At 38.4% G+C, this 20,438-nt stretch carries 18 protein-coding genes; 10 read left to right on the top strand and 8 right to left on the bottom strand.

Translation table 11 applies throughout. The features are described from left to right. Positions 1-29: 29 nt before the first annotated feature. The 6 genes from tpgA (at position 30) to CQZ96_RS13410 (ending at position 6,072) form a co-directional block, all read left to right on the top strand. Entirely contained in the window at positions 30-824 is a 795-nt protein-coding gene (gene tpgA / locus CQZ96_RS13435) for a trimeric autotransporter adhesin/peptidogylcan-associated protein TpgA (RefSeq protein WP_105713947.1), read from the top strand. A gap of 328 nt (positions 825-1,152) precedes the next feature. Continuing rightward, positions 1,153-1,578 carry a hypothetical protein gene (locus tag CQZ96_RS13430; RefSeq protein ID WP_105713946.1) on the top strand — a complete coding sequence of 142 codons (426 nt, stop codon included), beginning with the start codon at positions 1,153-1,155 and terminating at the stop codon, positions 1,576-1,578. 362 nt (positions 1,579-1,940) lie between these two features. Continuing rightward, positions 1,941-3,770 carry a dihydroxy-acid dehydratase gene (gene ilvD, locus CQZ96_RS13425; protein ID WP_105713945.1) on the top strand — a complete coding sequence of 610 codons (1,830 nt, stop codon included), beginning with the start codon at positions 1,941-1,943 and terminating at the stop codon, positions 3,768-3,770. Between the two features lie 248 nt (positions 3,771-4,018). Next, a complete protein-coding gene (locus tag CQZ96_RS13420) occupies positions 4,019-5,359 on the top strand; it encodes a hypothetical protein (protein WP_105713944.1) in 1,341 nt (446 codons plus the stop codon). After that, positions 5,352-5,642, top strand: coding sequence for a chorismate mutase (locus CQZ96_RS13415; RefSeq protein ID WP_016539541.1), 291 nt, complete (start codon positions 5,352-5,354; stop codon positions 5,640-5,642). Before CQZ96_RS13420 ends, CQZ96_RS13415 begins: the two co-directional genes overlap by 8 nt. Positions 5,643-5,694: 52 nt before the next feature. After that, a complete protein-coding gene (locus tag CQZ96_RS13410; protein ID WP_004718881.1) occupies positions 5,695-6,072 on the top strand; it encodes a surface-adhesin E family protein in 378 nt (125 codons plus the stop codon). A gap of 568 nt (positions 6,073-6,640) precedes the next feature. Here the strand turns inward: CQZ96_RS13410 and CQZ96_RS13405 are convergent. Then, entirely contained in the window at positions 6,641-8,038 is a 1,398-nt protein-coding gene (locus CQZ96_RS13405) for a glutamine synthetase family protein (RefSeq protein WP_105713943.1), read from the bottom strand. Positions 8,039-8,247: 209 nt separating this feature from the next. On the opposite strand from CQZ96_RS13405, the gene CQZ96_RS13400 reads away from it, so the two are divergent. After that, positions 8,248-8,991 (top strand): sulfite exporter TauE/SafE family protein, encoded by a 744-nt coding sequence (locus CQZ96_RS13400; RefSeq protein WP_004718879.1) that lies wholly within the window; start codon positions 8,248-8,250, stop codon positions 8,989-8,991. A 140-nt stretch (positions 8,992-9,131) separates the two neighbouring features. On the opposite strand, the gene CQZ96_RS13395 is transcribed toward CQZ96_RS13400, so the two are convergent. Next, complete coding sequence (locus tag CQZ96_RS13395) at positions 9,132-10,037, bottom strand: LysR family transcriptional regulator (RefSeq protein WP_016539542.1); 906 nt, start codon at positions 10,035-10,037, stop codon at positions 9,132-9,134. 317 nt (positions 10,038-10,354) lie between these two features. Here CQZ96_RS13395 and CQZ96_RS13390 point away from each other — a divergent pair, with 317 nt between their 5' ends. Continuing rightward, positions 10,355-11,044 carry an aspartate/glutamate racemase family protein gene (locus CQZ96_RS13390; RefSeq protein WP_105713942.1) on the top strand — a complete coding sequence of 230 codons (690 nt, stop codon included), beginning with the start codon at positions 10,355-10,357 and terminating at the stop codon, positions 11,042-11,044. A gap of 72 nt (positions 11,045-11,116) precedes the next feature. Here the strand turns inward: CQZ96_RS13390 and CQZ96_RS13385 are convergent, their stop codons facing one another. From CQZ96_RS13385 to ribF, 4 genes are all read right to left on the bottom strand, one after another. Continuing rightward, entirely contained in the window at positions 11,117-11,602 is a 486-nt protein-coding gene (locus tag CQZ96_RS13385; RefSeq protein ID WP_004818226.1) for an FKBP-type peptidyl-prolyl cis-trans isomerase, read from the bottom strand. Continuing rightward, the gene (gene lspA / locus CQZ96_RS13380) at positions 11,595-12,134 is read right to left on the bottom strand and encodes a signal peptidase II (protein ID WP_004718873.1); all 540 of its coding nucleotides are present in this window, start codon (positions 12,132-12,134) and stop codon (positions 11,595-11,597) included. The genes CQZ96_RS13385 and lspA overlap by 8 nt, the downstream gene beginning before the upstream one ends. Then, entirely contained in the window at positions 12,127-14,967 is a 2,841-nt protein-coding gene (gene ileS / locus CQZ96_RS13375; RefSeq protein ID WP_105713941.1) for an isoleucine--tRNA ligase, read from the bottom strand. The genes lspA and ileS overlap by 8 nt, the downstream gene beginning before the upstream one ends. Before the next feature lie 61 nt (positions 14,968-15,028). After that, a complete protein-coding gene (gene ribF, locus CQZ96_RS13370) occupies positions 15,029-16,030 on the bottom strand; it encodes a riboflavin biosynthesis protein RibF (RefSeq protein ID WP_105713940.1) in 1,002 nt (333 codons plus the stop codon). A gap of 207 nt (positions 16,031-16,237) precedes the next feature. Here ribF and CQZ96_RS13365 point away from each other — a divergent pair, with 207 nt between their 5' ends. Then, positions 16,238-17,368, top strand: coding sequence for a TDT family transporter (locus CQZ96_RS13365; protein WP_004718867.1), 1,131 nt, complete (start codon positions 16,238-16,240; stop codon positions 17,366-17,368). Positions 17,369-17,549: 181 nt separating this feature from the next. Next, positions 17,550-18,266: a nucleotidyltransferase domain-containing protein gene (locus tag CQZ96_RS13360; RefSeq protein WP_004718864.1), complete on the top strand. Its 717-nt coding sequence runs from the start codon at positions 17,550-17,552 to the stop codon at positions 18,264-18,266. Between the two features lie 49 nt (positions 18,267-18,315). Here CQZ96_RS13360 and CQZ96_RS13355 read toward each other — a convergent pair whose 3' ends face one another. Together CQZ96_RS13355 and CQZ96_RS13350 are read right to left on the bottom strand one after the other, a co-directional pair. Further along, positions 18,316-19,617 (bottom strand): solute carrier family 23 protein, encoded by a 1,302-nt coding sequence (locus CQZ96_RS13355; RefSeq protein WP_004718863.1) that lies wholly within the window; start codon positions 19,615-19,617, stop codon positions 18,316-18,318. A 356-nt stretch (positions 19,618-19,973) separates the two neighbouring features. Then, on the bottom strand, positions 19,974-20,429 hold the full coding sequence (locus CQZ96_RS13350; protein ID WP_105713939.1) for a hypothetical protein: 456 nt from the start codon (positions 20,427-20,429) through the stop codon (positions 19,974-19,976). Positions 20,430-20,438: the final 9 nt, after the last annotated feature.

Raw genomic sequence — 20,438 nt, 5'->3', positions numbered from 1 at the left:
TTTCTTCGCAAATTTTTAAGAGAGAAAAAATGAAAGCATTTAACAAAAAAATTATGTTCAGTGTATTCAGTGGTCTTGTGATGTCATTGAGTCATGCTGCTGAAGTTGAAACATCAAATACCCAAGAAATTCATTTTCCTGAAGTGAAAGACAGTTATTTAAAGCAAGTGAATCGTTATGAATATGATGACGTGGCACGTTTAGATAAAGGTTTAAGCAAAGATCAGATTCGCCATGTTTTGGGGAATCCACAATTTTCTGAAGGCCTTTTTGCTGTTAAAACTTGGAACTACGTATTGGATGTTCGAGAGCCGAGCTCAAATCAATATAAACGTTGCCAGTTGCGCATAGACTTTGATAAGCACTACCGTTCAGAAAATCTATATTGGAAAGGTGAACAGTGCCAAGGTCTGATGGCTTGGGGCATCAATAACCAATCCGCGACAGAACAAACGGCTCTATCCTCTACAGGTCAATCAGCCAGTGTTTTATTCTATTTTGATCATTCAGATAAAAGTGGGGTAAAAAATCCTGAAGTGATTAGCAAAATTGCCGATCAGATTAAGCAAACTGATGGGAACAGTAAAATTTTTGTTGCAGGTTATACTGACCGTTTAGGTTCATTTCCGTATAACCAACGTTTATCAGCAGCGAGAGCCAATACCGTTGTAAATTTGTTGAAACAACAGGGAATTCCTGCTGATCAAATTCAATTTTCAGCAGAAAATAAAACTGACGTGTATCAGAAATGCAATGGAATGAACAAAAAAATTCAATTGGTCGAGTGTTTAGCGCCTAATCGCCGAGTAAACATCACTTGGTAAAACTGAATGCATAATTAAATACATTCAGCTTAAAAGAAGCTGCTTATACCTCAAATAGGTTGAGCCTTATTTGCAGGCAAAGGCCCGATGAACTTCATCGGGCCTTTTAAATTATTCATAGTTATTGCTTCTACAATGATGATTTGTTTTGAAATAAATCATAAACGATCAGGTGAGATCGATTGCCAAGTTGACTAATTAGGAGCATCAATAACACACTTTTTAAAGAAAGCCTTTAATCAAATTTTTTAATGAGATGCTTTAAAAAGAATTAAACTATTCACTTAACTTGGCTCTAAAATCTAATTTGAATGTATTGAGTATAAAAATGATGAAGAAGATAGTATTAGCGTTGCTTAGTTTTGGGTTTGCTATGCAAACACAGGCCTTTGATAAAACTCAGGTGAATTTGGCCAATGATTTTTGGGGAACTTGGACTGTGTACAATGCGAAGGCCCAATGTACCGAAAGCTATCAATTTACTCAACCAGACCAATTTACTTACACCACAAAGCAAAAACGGATGACAGGTGATTTTGCAATATTAAGAAATGAGAATGCTCAGGCTTTAGATGTTTTAGCCATGAAAGTTAAGCTAGACAACAAAAAAGCCGGTTGTGGTGGTGCGCCTGTGGATTATAGTAATACTGATATCCGGTTAAGTTTAAAATGGATATCTGCCAAAACAGCGGAGCTTTGTACAGACCGTGAAGGCAAACAATGTACAGGCTTATATTTGATTAAACAGAAATAATCTGTGCAAAAATGAATGAACGGGCTTCTTTTTGAAGCCTTTTATAAAATAAAATTTAGTGAATTTTGTTAAATGATAAATATTTTTTATTAAAAAATAAAAAATTATTCATAGAAGTTTTGTATTTTATCCAACACGATAGCGTTATATTAAATTCTAATGTTTTATTTATCTACAAAGCTTGTTGGAATATCAATAGACACGTCTTGTTTAAAAAAAGATCATGCTCAAGATCATTGGTTATATGCTAAGTTATAGTATGATGTGTTCATATTTCGACTGATTTATTGCTATATCATCAGTTTTATTTAGCCAGAGTGAATTGATATTCATTTCAAGCTCAAACAATGTTGGAAATACAAATGCCTGACTATCGTTCAAAAACATCGACACATGGAAGAAATATGGCTGGCGCACGTGGCTTATGGCGTGCAACAGGAATGAAAGATGAAGATTTTGGTAAACCGATTATTGCGGTAGTCAACTCATTTACTCAATTTGTACCTGGTCATGTACATCTGAAAGACTTAGGTCAGCTGGTTGCTGAACAAATTCAAGCAGCGGGTGGCGTGGCAAAAGAATTCAATACGATTGCAGTCGATGATGGTATTGCAATGGGGCATGACGGCATGCTGTATTCATTGCCTTCGCGTGATTTGATTGCTGATTCTGTTGAATACATGGTCAATGCGCATTGTGCAGATGCCATGGTATGTATTTCTAACTGTGACAAAATCACACCAGGAATGTTAATGGCGGCAATGCGTCTGAACATTCCAGTGGTATTTGTGTCTGGCGGTCCAATGGAAGCGGGTAAAGTTAAAATCCGTGGTACAGAACATGCGATTGATCTCGTTGATGCAATGGTGGTTGCTGCTGATGATAGTTTTACCGATGAAGAAGTAAAACAATATGAGCGTTCAGCTTGCCCAACTTGTGGTTCATGTTCAGGTATGTTTACAGCCAACTCAATGAACTGTTTGACAGAAGCCCTCGGTTTATCTTTACCTGGTAATGGTTCAACTTTAGCAACCCATGCAAATCGTCAAAAATTATTTGAAAAAGCCGGTCAATTGATTGTTAAGTTGGCAAAGCGCCATTATGAACAAGATGACTACACCATATTACCGCGTTCAATTGCGACCAAAGCATCTTATGAAAATGCGATGACGCTAGATATTGCAATGGGTGGTTCAACCAATACCGTATTGCATTTATTGGCTGCGGCACATGAAGCAGGTGTTGATTTTACCATGGACGATATTGATCGTTTATCGCGTAAAGTGCCTGTGTTGTGTAAAGTTGCGCCTGCAAAACAAGATGTCCATATGGAAGATGTCCATCGTGCAGGCGGTATCATGTCAATTCTAGGTGAATTGGATCGTGCAGGCCTATTGGATACATCAGTCTATACCGTACACGAAAATACGTTGAAAGATGCCTTAGATAAATGGGATATTATTCGTACCGAAGATCCAGAGGTTTACGAGTTCTTCCGTTCAGCACCAGGCGGTGTTCCGACTCAAACAGCATTTTCACAAAACCGTTATTATCAAACTTTAGATGGTAACCGTGAAAAAGGTGTGATCCGTAATGCTGAACATGCATTCTCTAAAGACGGTGGTTTGGCTGTACTGTACGGAAACATCGCTGTAGATGGTTGTATTGTAAAAACTGCGGGTGTAGATGATTCGATCCTGAAATTTAATGGTACGGCTCGTGTCTTTGAAAGCCAAGATGCTGCTGTAGATTCAATTCTTGGTCATGAAATCAAAGCTGGTGATGTGGTTGTCATCCGTTATGAAGGTCCACGCGGTGGTCCGGGTATGCAAGAAATGCTTTACCCAACCAGCTATCTAAAATCGAAAGGCTTAGGTAAAGAATGTGCTTTACTTACAGATGGTCGTTTCTCTGGTGGTTCTTCAGGTCTTTCCATTGGTCACGTATCGCCAGAAGCTGCTGAGGGCGGTGTTATTGGATTGGTTGAAGATGGTGATTTGATTGAAATCGATATTCCAAATCGTACAATTCATCTCGCTGTTGATGATGCAACCTTAGTTGCACGCCGTAAAGTTCAAGACGAAAAAGGTTGGCAGCCAGCTGAAGAACGTCCACGTAAGGTTTCAAAAGCATTAAAAGCTTATGCTATGCATACCACCAGTGCGTCGAAAGGTGCGGTGCGTGAAATCTAAGCGTTAAAATACGATTCCCAAACAAAATAAAAGCACTCATGGATTGGGTGCTTTTTATTGCATTGACCTAACGATTTAAATTTTATCGAGTTTTGGGATATTGATCATTCAGATTCAAATTGTTATAAGTTTTGTTATGACTGGTTAGAATTAATTTTCTCAGCATCACCCGTGAATGAATGGTATGCTTGAGCGAGTTTCAATCAGATTTTCTTTTATTTTTCAGTGCTTATTTCGAGGCTCTACGCATGTCACTGTTACGCCGTTGGTTTGATCCAATCCGATCGAGTTGGTTTTACCAAAAGCCGATTCGTCAAGAGGTGTTATCTACGGAACAGGGACTGAGTATTTATCTGCGTTTAGATGATGTTTATAGTTATCTTGCTGTACAGCAACTGACCCAATTGGAAGATCTTTTAAGTGATGATTTAAAGCCACTTAAGGTGATTATTTCCAATACCGCAGCAGAACCCCCCAATGGCATGACTATAGAGGAATGGCGCAATTATAGTTTAGAAGACGCCAAAATCTTAGCCAATCAACATCGCTTTAGTTATGATGATGAAAAACCAGAACAACCAACTCAAGAAGCATTACAACAAGCGGAAACAATCCTTAGAAATACACCGCTGACCGGTCAAAATTTTCTTTATTTACTCGAAGATGTATTCCATATGCTGTGGCAACAGCAGTATGGCAAATTGCGCACTTTATTCGTGATGGCTAGTCAGCATCAAAAACCACAAAATTTTCCAGAACGTGTTTTTGGTCAAAGCCCAATTTTAGAAAGCTATTTTGAATTTGGTGGACGTAAATATCATGCAGTGGATGATTTATTACGGTTGACTCGTCGTTTAAAACAACAAAAATTATTGATTGATAACCCTATTTTTCTGATCAATCACATTGAATGGCGTGAGCATTTGATGAGTGATGCGGAAGAGCTTGCTGAAATTCAGGCCATGCATCCTGAACTTGATTTATATATTGCCTTAGAAGACCCAATCAGTTGGTTATTATTGGCATATATCAAAGAAGAACTCGCAAATTATTATAATATTCAATTGAACCTATTCCCACTGAGTTATCACGGTCGGGACTTTTTTGATTGGAGTTTGGCGACCCGTCTTTCCAAGCGTTCAGAAGTGAAATTTACCCCGTTCTGTCGTCCGACTGCTGAAAGTACCTTAAATATGGCAAAGCTTTATTACAGCGTACCAGAAGAGCAACGTGTAGATGTGATGTATGACATTTTACAAGCGGTTTGGACCAAAGGGCGTGATTTATCATTCAAGCCGCATTTACAGCAAATGCAACATGATTTAGGGATTGAAAATCTAACCGATACTGATGTTGAAGCTTTATTAGCAGCCAATGATCAGCAATGTGCAGAGAAGCATCAACCTGATTTTCCTGTTTTAGAATTGCGCATTGAAGGAAAGCGTTACGTTTTTAATAGCCTATATCGGGTTTGGATGATTGAAAGTATTTTTAGTAATGTGTTAGAACAGAAGTATAAAGCCGAGAATGAGTTGGAACGCGCTCAACATCATATAGAAGCACAGGATGCAGAAAAAACAGATGATTAAAAAAGAGAAATGTGAATCATTAGAACAAGTACGTGATCGAATCGATCAGTTGGATCAGGAACTGATTGAGCTGATTGCAACCCGCCAATTTTATGTTGATCAAGCTGTCCGATTTAAACGTAATGTAGATGACGTACAGTCTCCAGAGCGTGTACAACAAGTGATTAATAAAGTACGTCAGAAAGCCATAGATGTTGGCACCAACCCTGATTTGGTGGAAATGCTCTATCGGGAAATGATCCAGCATTTTATCCAAAGAGAATTAAAAGAAATCCGTCCATAACGGTGATGTGATTTCAATTTCACCCATAAAAATATTTATTTTAGAGAACGGTATGAAAAAAATTATTTTAATCTGCATTACAACAATGTTGAGTCAGTATGCACTTGCAGAAAATTGGAAATTTATTGTCAAAGATGAGGATGGTAGTTTTTATCTAGACACCGATCGTATTGTGAAAAAAGACAAAACGGTAAATTATTGGGCTAAGTTTGTTGCTGATGCAGACAGTGAAGAACTGGATATGAAAAAAGGTGACTATACACTTTCTCATAATTTAGACCAATGTGCTGATCGTACGACAAATATCACTTTGGTTGAAGATTATAAAAAAAATGGTCAATTGATCAATAGCGATCCGCAAGATTCAGATCCAAGTGATATTGATGATGATGAAATTAATCTGGCATTTTTTAAAGTCGTGTGTAAATAGTTTCTAAATTGTTATTTATTTCAATGCTTAAAGCATAATCAGCTTTAAGGCAATTCAGTCTAAGCTGCTTAAAATCCCTTTTATATAAAAGGGATTTTTTATTGATCATTGTTAATTTATGATCATCATACTATAGCCAAACCACCTAATTATTCATATAAATGATTTGCATCAAGTCATTGATCATAAATGAACTTATGTTCTTGTATCAACTCTTAGAAACTATTGGTTATCAATTCGTTTTTTGTACTTTTGAATCATAGATGGTTATCCTATCGTGGGGCGACATGGATGTCGCCGTTGGATGGAGGTACAGGACGTACCTCTCATCCAACAGAAGATTTTTGTTACTTTTCATCTCTGAAAAGTTAGGCATCGCCTACACAAACTTATTCAAACTTTCAAAGCAAAATGTGGCAATGAACGTTTTTTATAATCAAACAATTTATTTTCCCATATAATTGATTTAATTAAAGATATCAATTAAGAGAAATTATATTCTTGTGTATGCGTTTTTGACAAGTTGACTATATTTTGATTTAGGCATTTTCATTCTTGAATTAGCCCTTTATATGCCCCATTCCAATTCTGCATTTGTGATTTTATTGATGACAGATTGATATTCAAATTTTTTACATGCACACCATAATTGGATAAAATCTGAACCAAAATATTGTTTAAAGACTGTATGTTTTTCAAATAATTGCAGTGCTTCAAGCTGATGAGAGGGTAAGAAATGCTGTGAGTTGATCACTTTTACTTGTTGGATTGATTGAGGTAAATCCAGTGATGCATGTAAGCCATGCAGTACACCTGTCAGAATGGTTGCAACACACAAATAAGGGTTGACGTCTGCACCCGCAACACGATATTCCAAGCGTTGATTGTCCTGATCTGAACAGGGGATGCGAATCGCAACATTGCGATTATTGAAGCCCCAATTGGCTTCGAGTGGAACATGATTGCCAAGTTGGAATCTGCGAAATGCGTTAATATTGGGTGCTAAAATAGCCATGGATGCGGGCATTAAGTCAAGTAAACCTGCAATCACGTTCTGCATGATGGGGTTTGGATTTTTTAACTGATCTATTTTAAAAAGATTGTCTTGCCATTGATTGCGTATGCTCATATGAAAGTGCATGCCACTGCCTGCTTTCGCCATATTTGGTTTCGCCATAAAACTGGCTTTTAAACCATGTTGCATCGCAATTTGACGAATCATTCGTTTAATACACATGATGTCATCACACAGTTTTAAAATGTTGTCACTGTGCTGAATATTCAATTCAAATTGTCCAGAAGCACTTTCAGCTACAACACCTGTTAAATCAATATCTTGTCGTTTTGCTTCTAATTCAATTTGTTGAATAACGGTTTGAAAATTATGTGGGGTATCAACATCGAAACATTGGGTAGAAAGCGGATCAGATTGGGGAGAAAACGGGGCATCTTGGATATTTTCAGACAAATAAAATTCGATTTCACCAGCCATCATTGGAAAATAGTGCATCTGATGCAGTGTCAATAAAATTCTTTTTAATATATTGCGAGGCTCAATCACACAATCTGAACCATCATCGGATTTCATGGTTAATAGCAGCTGGGCATGCTGATGGGGTTGATCTGCACAAGGCTTTAGACTGCCCAAGACGGGCATACATAAGCGATCGGGTTCACCAATATATTTCCCCAGCCCACTTTCTTCAACCACTTGACCATCCAAGCTCATCGCATAAATAGACAACGGAAAGTAACAGCCTTTCTGCAATTGATGGAGGGCATTTACTTCAATACGCTTACCGCGAAGATGACCATTGAGATCATGTAAGCAGATATCAATAAACTGGGTCTCTGGATAATCTTCTAAATATTGTTGAATTTCTTTGTTGAAATCATGCATGTCCTGATTTTCTAAGATCAGTGCTGTGGGGAATATTTTTGTAGAACTGGCAAGCGACATATTCATTGTGAATAGATCCAAATGAGGTAAAAAAATTATAGAAAGCTTGCTTACTTGAGTAACGTAAAATGATCGTAAATTCTTTTCTTAAACGCTTAACCAAAACACTCAACATCAAGCCTCAATTATTGCTTGAGGCTCTATCCTAAAAACAGTGATATTTCAAAGCAAAGCTTTGGCGTAGCATTGCCTCAGAATATTGAGGTAAAACGGACATGATGGGATTTGTAATTGGTGTATTTGCAATTGCAGGCATGATTAAAGGCACAATTGGTCTCGGTTTGCCTGCCGTTTCAATGGGACTTTTAAGCCTTGTGATTAGCCCATTCCAAGCCGCAACTTTATTGATCATTCCATCTATGGTGACCAACTTTTGGCAATTGTTTGCTGAAGGTCATGTATGGCGGTTGGTTCGCCGTTTTTATCCCTTATTATTGGGGATTATGATCGGTTCAATTTGGAGTGTTTTCCCCACTTTAGGGCACTCTAGTGGTGGTTTTCATAGTGAAGCATTACTGGGGGGAATGCTGGCATTGTATGGACTCTATGGTTTGTTTTCCAAACGTATGCCAAATCTTGCACCGCATGAAAAATGGCTTTCGCCAATCATTGGATATTTAGGCGGTGCTTTAACTGTTGCCACGGGAGTGGTGGTGATTCCTGTGGTCCCTTATTTACAATCTTTGCAGTTAAAGCGTGATGATTTGGTTCAATCTTTAGGTTTAGCATTTACCGTTTCAACACTGTGCCTTGCTGTTTTCTTACATCAAAATCCTGTTGAAGATACGCCAATTGATTATCAGTTATCTCTTATTGCTTTGGTGCCTGCATTAATAGGAATGTGGGTGGGAACAAAAATTCGTTATCGTATTCCAGAGCAAAAATTTCGTAAAGTTTTCTTCTGTGGCTTGGTGATTTTTGGCTTATATTCAGTATTGCATCAATTTGGCGTGATCTAATTCGTGGACTTAAATGGTCGTTTAATCACGCTTTCCGCAAATGTGAAGCTATGACCATATTGGGTAAACTGAAAAAATCAAAGCAGATGATAGCGATTTAGTTAGTTTTAAAAATGAATATCAGCGTGGTGCTTAAGTCTTTAAGCTAAAATCAGTTTCGATTTTTGTGAAATTAAAAATTGGGCAAAGTGTTGATATGCTGTTGGAAGTTCATCAAAATTTTGAGCAGCCAATTGTAGTTGGCGTTTTGCCCATTCTCCAACCAGCTCAATCTGATCAAATGCATAGAGTTGATTGAGTCGCATTGCTGCCCGTTTGGGCATAATGGCAATGCCGACACCACTCGCAACCACTTGAGCGATCGCAGCAAAATTTGGCAATCTTAAACGATACTGAATTGCACAATTGAGCAATTTGGCTTGGTTTTCAATCGACTGCTGTAGAGAGTGATATTGCATTAAACCCACAAAGGCATAGTTCAGAGTATCGACCAGTCTGAGCTCTGTTCGCTCGCTTAATTCATGATTTGATGGACAAATCAGCACTAACGGATCATCTGAAAAGGCTAAAGTTTGTAATTGATGTGCATTAAAAAAGCTCGAAATTAAGCCGATTTTTGCATTGCCTTTTTCAAGGGTCTGAATAATTTCATTACTTTCAGCTTCCTGTAGATCAATCTGAATATGGGGGTTTTCAACTAAATACTGAGGAAGTAATAAGGGCAGATATTCACTTTGTGCAGATGAATTACACCACAAAGTCATCTGTGTGCTTAGACCTTTTGCGAAGGGTGACATCGCTTGTTCAAGCTGTTTACTTTGTTGTATTAGACGTAAAGCCTGTTCTGCAAAAGTTTGACCTGCAATTGTGAGTTTGACCCCAGAGGCATGCCGGGTAAAAAGGCTTGTGGCATATTGTTGTTCGAGTTTTTTAATACGTTCACTGGCTGCCTGTAGTGAAATCGACGAGCGTTCTGCGCCTTTGGTGAGGCTTCCTGTGTCCACGATATTGATAAACAGTTGCAAATCGAAGAAGTCTAGGCGCATGCGAATCATAAAGAGCTGAAATGAGATCAAAGTATAGCTGAATAATCATACAAATATGCGATATCGTGTAGATTGTTTCAACGATGAGTAAGACGAGATTTAAATTGAAACAATGAAGGCTTGATCACGACGATATCGTACGATAGTCACTGGATATTTAAAGTGCTTGTATTGGAAAATATATAGGTTTGAAACATAAGTAACTTGATTGATATTGATCATATGCCTGACTTGCCCAATTTGAGTCTAAAACGCAAACCATTTATGAAATCTCAAAACACCCTAGAAAAGATGAAAATTCTAAGCGAGTAAAAAAAGTGAAAACGATTGCTTTATTAGGTGGAATGAGTTGGGAATCTACAGACTTGTACTATCAACAGCTGAATAAAAGCGTTCAACAAAAATTAGGAAAATTACACTCTGCAAAAATTGTTTTAATCAGTGTTGATTTTGCTGAGATAGAAATATTACAGCGTCAAGGTTTATGGGACGATGCAGCACTGTATTTAAAAGAGAAGGCAATTCAGTTGGAGAAAGCAGGGGCAGAAGGGATCTTACTGTGTACCAATACTATGCATAAAGTTGCTTCTGCTATTGAAAGCTCGGTCTCAGTTCCATTTATTCATATCGCTGATGCAACAGCAAAAGAAGTTTTAAATCAGAATATTGGCAAAGTTGGTTTGTTAGGTACTCAATTTACCATGGAACAAGACTTCTATAAGCATCGGTTAGAAGAACAAGGCATCAATGTAATGGTGCCTAACCAAGCGCATCGACAGATGGTTCACAATATTATTTATGATGAATTGTGTTTAGGTGTGATCAAGGAAGAATCTCGTCAGAAATACATCCATATTGTTGAGCAGCTAATATTAGAGGGTGCTGAAGGCATTATTCTGGGATGTACAGAAATTTGTATGCTCATTGGAGATACTCAGTTTTCTGTTCCGCTGTTTGATACAACGTCGATCCATGTGCAAGCTGCTGTGGATTTTACTTTGTCTTGACCTTTTTGAAGCGGGTATTTGTATCAACAAAAAAGCTCCCGGAGGAGCTTTAAATACTATATAAGCAAAGGCTTACATAATTTTCACACCTTGTTGACCCGCAGGAGTAACTTTGAAGATTTCTACTTCAAAAGTGATATTTTTACCTGCGAGTGGATGGTTGAAATCCACTTCAGTGATGTCTTCACCGACAGTTTTAACCACGCCAAATAGACTTTGTTTGGCTTTGTCTTCAAACTCAATCATGTGGCCTTCAACAGGGCGTTGTTCGAATTTTACTGTATCGAATTTTTGCACATTTTCAGAATTCCACGGACCGAAAGCATCTTCTGGTGGAAGGCTAACAGTACGACGGTCACCTGCACGAAGACCAAATAAGGCTTTTTCAAAACCTGGCAATAAACTGCCATCCCCGATCACTAAGCTTACAGGCTCTTCACGGCTACGTGTGTTATCAATTTCAACACCACTTTCGATAGCAACAGAAAAATGCAGTTCTACTTTTGAGCCATCCGCAACACGCGTTTCGTCATTGGGGTTAATCATTTGTTCAGTCATTTTGCGCTTCCGCACGTTGAATACGATGCTTTTCTAAAAAGAAGGTATCAATTAACAATAAAATCGTACCGAGAGTGATCGCACTATCGGCAATGTTGAATGCAGGAAAACTACTGCCTTGGTAATGCAAATGAATAAAATCGACCACATAACCTAATGTTACCCGATCAATTAAATTCCCCAATGCGCCGCCAAGAATCAATGCGATTGCAGCAGGTAAGATCAGCGTGGTTTTTGGCATACGCATAAGCCAAAAAATAAAGATGATCGATACAACGCCTGCAAGGCCTGTGAATAAATAATGCTGCCAACCACCCGCATCAGACAAGAAGCTAAATGCTGCGCCGTAATTATGCAGTAATGTCCAATTTAAGAAGGGCAGTACAGGTACAGGTTGAGCATAAGTCAGCTCTGCACTTGCAATATTTTTTGTCCATTGGTCAATGATAATGGCAAGGACAGAAAGTCCAAGCCACATCAAATTATGCGGATAAAACTGTAATAAGCCCTTTTTATTTTGCGGATTAGGCATATTTTCTCTCTTCACCTTGACCTGTAGGAAGGTTAATAATACAACGAGAACAAAGCCCTGGATGTGCATGATGTGTATTCACATCTGGAAGGACATGCCAGCAACGTGCACATTTTTCGCCTTCAGCAGCAGAAACTTTAACACGTAGGCCTTCAAGCTCTGTTGCTTCACCTTGCTCAGCGTAGTCATAAACAATTGCTTGAGAGGTGATCAAGACAAAACGAAGCTCATCGCCCAATTGCTTCAAGACGTTTTGTAGGTCTGTATTTGCCCAAAGTTCAACTTTAGCAGACAGGTTACTACCGACCAATTTCGCATTACGCGCTGTCTCAATCTGTTTATTAACCGCAGATTTGACTTCAATTAAGGTTTGCCAATCTGCTTCAGAGATCAAGTTGGTGCTTGATGCCACTGGAATATCATACCAATGCGCAGTAAATACATATTTTTCAGTTTGTTCTGGAATCAATGGCCACGCTTCTTGTGCTGTAAAGCTTAAGATAGGGCTCATCCAACGAACAAAGGCTTGAACCAAATGATACAACGCAGTTTGAGCAGAATGACGTGCTGTTGAATCTGCTTTAGTGGTGTATTGGCGGTCTTTGATGATGTCTAAATAGAAACCACCCAAATCATTGATACAGAAACTAGTCAAAGCATTGGTGACGACATGGAAGTTCATATCTTCATAAGCTTGTTGAATGGTTTTCTGTACGTCTGCTGCACGTTGTAAGATGTATTGATCCAATGCAATCAATTGGTCTACAGGTAACGCATCTGTTGATGGTTTAAAGCCGTTCAAGTTTGCCAATAAGAAACGTAAAGTATTACGAATACGACGATAGCTGTCACTTACACGGCTAAAGATTTCGTTACTTGCGGCAATTTCATAACGATAATCGCTTGATGCAACATATAAACGTAAACCATCAGCACCTAACTGCTTGATGATGTCTTCAAGTGGGATAAAGTTACCCAATGATTTCGATAATTTACGACCTTTTTCATCCACGGTAAAACCATGCGTAAGCAGGGCTTTATAAGGTGCGCGTTTATGGATCGCAATCGACGTGAGCAATGAAGACTGGAACCAACCACGATGTTGGTCAGAACCTTCAAGATATAAATCAGCAGGATCTTGCAGTTCTGCACGTTCACGCAATACTGCATAGTGCGTTGTACCTGAGTCAAACCATACATCGAGTGTGTCACGAACAGCATTGTACTGTTCAGCATCATCACCGATAAATGCTTTGGCTTCACGGTTATACCAACCATCAATGCCTTCTTTTTCGATGAGCTTCGCCACATCTTCAATGAGCTCTGCGGTACGAGGATGCAATTCATTGGTGTCTTTATGTACAAAGAATGGAATCGGCACACCCCAAGTCCGTTGACGAGAGATACACCAGTCTGGGCGGCCTTCAATCATTGACTTGATACGGTTTTTACCCCAATCAGGGACAAAGTCGATGTCATTTTCAATCGCATTTAAAGCATCTTGGCGTAACCCATTCGCATCCATGCTGATAAACCACTGTGGGGTTGCACGGAAGATGATTGGTGTTTTATGACGCCAGCAATGTGGGTAACTGTGCTTAATTGGCAGATGCGCCCAGAGTTTGCCAGCATCTGTTAATGCTTCAATAATTTTTGGATTGGCTTTATAAATGTGCTCGCCTGCAAAAAGAGGCGCAGTCGGTAAATATACACCATTACCACTTACAGGGTTTTCTACTTTTAAGTTATAGATTAAGCCAACTTTATAATCGTCCACACCATGTCCAGGTGCAGTATGCACAGCACCTGTACCACTGGTTGCGATGACATGTTCACCTAAAATTACAGGTACTTGACGATCTACAATCAATGGATGTTGTAATTGTAAGTTTTCGAGCGTCGCACCAACAAAGTCAGCCAATACTTTTGGTTGTTCAAGTTTGTAACGTTCACATGCAGATTCAACTAAATCTTTGGCTAAGATTAAGTTTTGTGTGCCACGCTCAGACTGAACTTCCACCAATTGATAGGCAATATCTGCATGTAAGGCAACTGCTTGGTTCGCGGGTAATGTCCACGGTGTCGTTGTCCAAATCACGATATCTGTTGGATTACTAACGCTGACACCAACTTTTGCAGACAAATCAGCAAGATTTACAACACCGAAACCCACATCAATTGCATCAGATTTTTTATCTTCATATTCCACTTCTGCTTCAGCAAGTGATGATCCACAATCCATACACCAGTTCACTGGTTTTAGACCAGGTTCGATATGGCCTGCTTTGGCAATTTCACCGAGCGCGCGAACAATATCTGCTTCTTGTTTGAAGTTCATGGTGAGATATGGATTATCCCAATCTCCAAACACGCCCATACGAACAAAGTCTTTTTTCTGTAATTCGACTTGGGTATATGCATATTCACGGCAGGCTTTACGGAAAGTCGATGCGTCAACTTTTACGCCAACTTTACCGATTTTTTCTTCGACTTTGAGCTCGATTGGTAGACCATGACAGTCCCAACCTGGAACATAAGGTGCGTCAAAATCATCTAAAGTGCGACTTTTAACAATAATGTCTTTTAAAACTTTATTGACGACATGACCTAAATGCAATGAACCATTTGCATATGGAGGACCGTCATGCAGAATATATTTTTTCTTGCCAATACGCGAAGCACGAATCTGCTGATAAATGTTGTCGGCATACCACTCTTCTAACCATTTTGCTTCACGTACTGCGAGATTTGCTTTCATTGCAAATTCAGTACCTGGTAGGTTTAGCGTGGCTTTATAATCCACTGCATTTTCAGAAGTTTGCTTATCGCTCATGCAAGTTGTCATCCAATATTATCAGCACCATTGCTGACGCGTTTTACAATAAAAGTTTAAGTTAAAAAGGAAATTTGGGGGTGTTTTTGCGAAACTCAAGCAAACGCTCGACATCATCATCAATTCCCGCCTGAAGCGCTTCAAGTGATGGGTAATTTAATTCACCATGTAAATAGTCGAGGAAAGTGACCCGCATTAACAGACCATACAGATTAGCAGAAACATTTGGAAAATGTACTTCTAATCGCCATTCTGGATGTTCTTGTTTGATTGCAGGGCGTGTTCCCACATGGCCCGCACCAAATAACGCATCTGTTTGATAACCAGCAACACCGATTTTATCGGGGTTCTCAGCTTTAACTTTCTGTGTCAATGAGATGCTTTCGCAAATAACATCGACGGCATAAATACCACTTAAACAGGGTTTATGACGGCCAAGTCGAACATTGATGGTTGGAAAATTCAAAGTACGACCAATTTGATCACCATATTGCACACGACCAATCATGCTGTATGGACGACCCAATAATTTTGCTGCAAGTGATAAGTCACCCGCTTGGAGAACTTGGCGAATACGGGTTGAACTGACACGTTCGCCATTAAATTCAATGGTATTGAGATTGGTGACATCAAAACCATATTGTTTTAAAAATTCACTATTGCCTTGACGGTCTTTGCCGAAGTGAAAATCATCACCTAAGATCAAACTTTGCGCATTGAGTTTGTTTTTTAACAGGCTTGCAAAGTTTTCTGCACTTAAGCTACGGAATTGATTATCAAATTTAGCGATAGCAATATAATCGACACCCAATTCAGATAAATATTCTACTTTTTCTCTGAGTGATGAAATCCGTGGTGGTGCTTCATAACCTTTGAAAAACTCTAAAGGTTGCGGCTCAAAAATCATCACCAAGGTTTTTAAATTTTGGGCTTTAGCCACTTCTTTGAGTTGAGAAACCATCGCCTGATGTCCCAAATGGACACCATCAAAATTGCCAATCGTCACAGCGGTTTGGGGCAATTGAAAATTTGGTGCTAAGGCATTTAGACGTAACAGCTGCATGGTTTCAAAATAAGCTTAAAATTTGAAAGGACTATATATTGCCATAATCTCACAGTTTCGTCTTTGTTGTTGTGTTTTTATCCAGAAAAAAATGACTGAGAATACCTTTATATCAGTAAAATTGATTCATTTTATGAAATAAAATCAATTTTATTTATTAAAAGGTGTTTTTATAATCAATTTATCTGCTGAAATGAGGATGAAGCGATGAAAAAGCCATTTTACCAACTTGAACAAACAGGTGATGTGATTCGACAGTTTACGCCAAACTGGTTCACCATGACCATGGGAACAGGGGTTGTTGCACTGATCTTGCCTGAGTTTCCGTTTGCATCTGATTTTTTATGGCAGCTGGCAACTATTTTATGGCAGTTCAACACACTACTGTTTACTGTATTTATCATACTGTATGTTCTACGCTGGCTCATCTATCCTCAAGAAGCGAAGCAGATTTTTTCCCATCCCGCAATGGCACTCTTTTTAGGTGCAATTCCAATGGGATTGGCAACGGTATTAAATGGCTTTTTAAAATATGGCATAGCCATTTATGGTGATGTTGCATTCCAAATTGCGCAGTTGTTGTGGTATGTCGATGTGGTTTTAGCGGTGGGTATCGGGGTGCTGGTACCGTTTTGTATGTTCCATAAACAAGATCATCAATTGCATACAATGACTGCAATGTGGTTATTGCCAATTGTAGCCTGTGAAGTTGCAGCAACATCAGGCGGCTTACTTTTAGCGCATATGCATGCTAGTCAACAGGCAGTGGCTATTTTATTCGCCAGTTATATGCTGTGGGGGATGTCTGTATTGCCTGCTTTTGGGATTCTCACCATTCTGATGTTACGTTTGGCTGTACATCAATTGCCGAGCAAAGAGTTGGCAATTACGAGCTGGTTAGCTTTAGGGCCAATTGGTACAGGTGCATTGGCACTCTTGGTTCTAGGTGCTCAGGCTCCTCAAGTTTTGGCATTGATTCAGTTAGAAAATTTAGGTGTGTTCTTTCAAAATGCTGGGATTGTGGCAAGTTTTATTTTGCTTGGCTTTGGTGTGTGGTGGGTTGCAATCGCAGTTCTAACCACACTCAAACATGCGGCAACCGAGCTACCATTTAATCTCGGTTGGTGGGGGCTAACTTTCCCACTGGGTGTATTTACCTTGGCAATATTGAGTTTAGGTCACCAATTACATCTCAGTTTTATTGTAGATACAGGCTTAGCATTTGCTGCAATTTTGATGATGTTGTGGGTGATGGTGATGAGCAAAACTTTGCGGGGAATGTATCAAGGGAATTTGTTTTTTTCTCCTTGTTTAAAGACTTTTTTAGAACGTGAATAAACAGAAAACCTTGTTGGTCAGTCTATAAAATAATCATTAAGAACCAATGATAAAATCGCCCAAGCCCAATTGTCTATTGATTACAGTTGGGCTTTTTTAATATTGAAATACAAAATAAATATTATATAAGCAGTATGATGTTGGTTTGAGAAAATTTAAAAATGGATGAATGTTGCAATCAATGAGGATTCAAAAAGCATTTCAGCCCGTGCTAGAAGAGGTGATTAACGCTTTTAGTCGCAGCTTTGCCGAAGATTTACATAGTATCTATGTTTATGGCAGTGTCGCTCAAGGCATTGCAATTATCGGTCAGTCAGATTTAGACCTTTGTGTTATTTTTAAAAATAAACCTAAAAATTTAAATGAAAAGATTGCTGAAATAAGCACAAATCTTAAGGTTTTACACCCATTTCTACCTAAAGTTGATGTCGATATTGGTTTTCTAGACGAGGTTTTAAATAAGCATTCCCTACAAAGTTGGGGAGCATGGATCAAATTCTTTTGTCAGCATATTTATGGAGAAGATTTATCTGCGCTTTTTAACGATGTTCAGATTGATCGAGATGTAATTAAGGCGATAAATAGTGGTTATGATGCAGATATACAAGGTTATTTACGTATATTAGAGGCATCTGATCAAACAGCAAAAGAATTAATCAACCTTAAAAAATCTTTAATTAAACGGATAATACGACTGCTCCCTTTGACATTGAACAATATAGAAGGATGGCCAGGCAATTTAAACGATACTGTGGCACAAGCGATAGATGTATATCCTGAACAAAAAGCAGCGTTTCAATACTTGTTAAAAGAACTTGATCATCCAAATGTAGCGAGTAAGACCTCGCTCCAAGAAATAAAAAACGTTTATTTGTGGGTAGATGCTCACATTATATAAAATAAAAAAAAGCAGCCTTTTGGCTGCTTAAAATAGGTTCAATTTATAATTATGATTTATCTTTTAAGCTAAAGAACCAGTTCAGAATCAATGCTGCAAACGTTGCAGTACCAATACCACCCAAGTTGAAATCACCAAATTGAAGGGCAAAGTCACCTGTTCCTAAAATGATTGTTACTGCGGCAACCATCAAGTTTTTATTTTGAGAAAAATCGACTTTATTTTCAATCCAAATCTTCGCACCTGCAATGGTAATTAAACCAAAGACCACGATTGAAGCACCTGTTAAAATCGCCGTTGGAATGGTATGAATAACTGCGCCAAATTTAGGTGAAAACCCTAAGAAAATTGCAAAAATACCAGCAATGACAAAAACAATCGTAGAATAAACACGGGTAACGGCCATTACACCAATATTTTCACCATAGGTGGTCATACCAGGTGCGCCGACACCACCAGAAAGCGTGGTTGCAATACCATCTGCAACAAAAGCTTTACCAATTTGTGGATCTAGGTTTTCGCCAGTCATGGCACTGACTGCTTTGATATGACCCAAGTTTTCTGCCACTAAAATTAAAGCAATCGGGGCAATAATTAACATTGCATTGAGATCAAAAACAGGTGAATGGAAAGTGGGTGTACCAAACCATGCGGCTTGTTGAATAGGCGTGAAATTAATCGGTGTTCCATTTCCCATTACATTTGCAACAATGAAATAGATCAAATAAGCCAATAACAACCCAACCAAGAGCAATAAGCGTTGTAATAGCCCTTTTGTGAATACAGCAATTGAACCCATACACAGTACAGTGACCAAGGCCATCCACATATTAAAGTCATTGCCAGCGACACCTTTCACCGTAACAGGCGCAAGGTTTAAACCAATGATCATGACCACTGCACCAGTCACCACTGGTGGCATGAGTTTTTCAATCCATTTGGTCCCCGTTGCCATGACGAGCAAGCCGAACATTGCATACAACACACCACATGCCATGATCCCGCCAGCTGCAACAGCTAAATTTGCATTTGGCGTACCTGTACCTGATGCAGCATAGCCAGTTGCAGCAATCACCACCCCAATAAAGGCAAAGCTTGAACCTAGGTAACTTGGAACACGACCACCCGTAACAATAAAGAATAAGATGGTACAAATCCCTGACATTAAAATGGCAAGGTTTGGGTCAAAGCCCATTAAAAAGGGTGCGAGTACAGTTGCACCAAACATGGCAAATGCGTGTTGAATCCCTAAAACGACACTTTGCGCAGGAGGTAAATACTCATTGGTACCGACAGGCCTTGCATCAATGCTGCCAGAATAAGGACGCCATTTGGGAAACCAGTTGGACATAAATTGAGCACTCAAAAAACAAATTGGACACATCATACGCTTTCTTTTCGAGAGTTTTAATCATTTTAGTCAAACTAAGCACTTGCATTTATTAGGGAAAATTGATGTTTTGTACCATTTGGTCAAATAATTAAATAATGTTAGTGCGTAAAATCAAAGTATTAAAAAAAATAGATATAAAAAAGAAGAATAATTCAGGATTTTGTAACTGCTTAAATTTTTTCCATTCAAATTGAGATTTTTTTGCAATTGTTGATGAATTAGGCATTTTATTTGTGTGAAGTTGCTTCTAAATTAACATTAGTCAGTGTCAGCATAATTAAATAATATTATTAATAGTTTGATCTTAATCATCCTTAACATTGATTTAATGTGTTTTTATTCATTTTTTCCCGATATAAAATGAAATCTTCTTTTAGGCCTTGTTGTACCTCTTTACCATTTAAATAATCGCTATATTCGATTTTTTTAGATTTTATCTTTGCATCATCATCTAAAAAAATGGAAAAAAAACTTTGTTTTGAACTACGCAACATTATTCTTTTTTTAAAATATATGACATCCTCGTACCCACCAAAGTTAGATTCATTATCTAATCTAGAAACAATAATACATTCTCCACCATCTGCTTTATAAAAATTAGCATATTTAGTAAGTACCACTCCATTTTCATATATAGCGGGTATTGTGATTGACTGTAATAATTTATAAGTTTTTGCTATTTCTTCACCAGTATAGAGTTTTTGTTTTGCCTCAACATTTGTGCTTATAAGAAAGAAAACTATAGTTAAAAGTCTAAAAAATATATGCAAGAGTGTCTC

The sequence above is a fragment of the Acinetobacter sp. MYb10 genome (assembly GCF_002980175.2).
In the GTDB taxonomy this organism is placed as follows: Bacteria; Pseudomonadota; Gammaproteobacteria; order Pseudomonadales; family Moraxellaceae; genus Acinetobacter; species Acinetobacter guillouiae.
The sequence above is the reverse complement of the archived record's forward strand: the minus strand, read 5'-3'. Positions and strand labels throughout refer to the sequence as shown.

Coding starts and splice junctions, on each gene's coding strand:
- tpgA (WP_105713947.1), top strand. CDS start 30: ATGAAAGCATTTAACAAAAAAATTATGTTCAGTGTATTCAGTGGTCTT.
- CQZ96_RS13430 (WP_105713946.1), top strand. CDS start 1,153: ATGATGAAGAAGATAGTATTAGCGTTGCTTAGTTTTGGGTTTGCTATG.
- ilvD (WP_105713945.1), top strand. CDS start 1,941: ATGCCTGACTATCGTTCAAAAACATCGACACATGGAAGAAATATGGCT.
- CQZ96_RS13420 (WP_105713944.1), top strand. CDS start 4,019: ATGTCACTGTTACGCCGTTGGTTTGATCCAATCCGATCGAGTTGGTTT.
- CQZ96_RS13415 (WP_016539541.1), top strand. CDS start 5,352: ATGATTAAAAAAGAGAAATGTGAATCATTAGAACAAGTACGTGATCGA.
- CQZ96_RS13410 (WP_004718881.1), top strand. CDS start 5,695: ATGAAAAAAATTATTTTAATCTGCATTACAACAATGTTGAGTCAGTAT.
- CQZ96_RS13405 (WP_105713943.1), bottom strand. CDS start 8,038: ATGAATATGTCGCTTGCCAGTTCTACAAAAATATTCCCCACAGCACTG.
- CQZ96_RS13400 (WP_004718879.1), top strand. CDS start 8,248: ATGATGGGATTTGTAATTGGTGTATTTGCAATTGCAGGCATGATTAAA.
- CQZ96_RS13395 (WP_016539542.1), bottom strand. CDS start 10,037: ATGCGCCTAGACTTCTTCGATTTGCAACTGTTTATCAATATCGTGGAC.
- CQZ96_RS13385 (WP_004818226.1), bottom strand. CDS start 11,602: ATGACTGAACAAATGATTAACCCCAATGACGAAACGCGTGTTGCGGAT.
- lspA (WP_004718873.1), bottom strand. CDS start 12,134: ATGCCTAATCCGCAAAATAAAAAGGGCTTATTACAGTTTTATCCGCAT.
- ileS (WP_105713941.1), bottom strand. CDS start 14,967: ATGAGCGATAAGCAAACTTCTGAAAATGCAGTGGATTATAAAGCCACG.
- ribF (WP_105713940.1), bottom strand. CDS start 16,030: ATGCAGCTGTTACGTCTAAATGCCTTAGCACCAAATTTTCAATTGCCC.
- CQZ96_RS13365 (WP_004718867.1), top strand. CDS start 16,238: ATGAAAAAGCCATTTTACCAACTTGAACAAACAGGTGATGTGATTCGA.
- CQZ96_RS13360 (WP_004718864.1), top strand. CDS start 17,550: ATGAGGATTCAAAAAGCATTTCAGCCCGTGCTAGAAGAGGTGATTAAC.
- CQZ96_RS13355 (WP_004718863.1), bottom strand. CDS start 19,617: ATGTCCAACTGGTTTCCCAAATGGCGTCCTTATTCTGGCAGCATTGAT.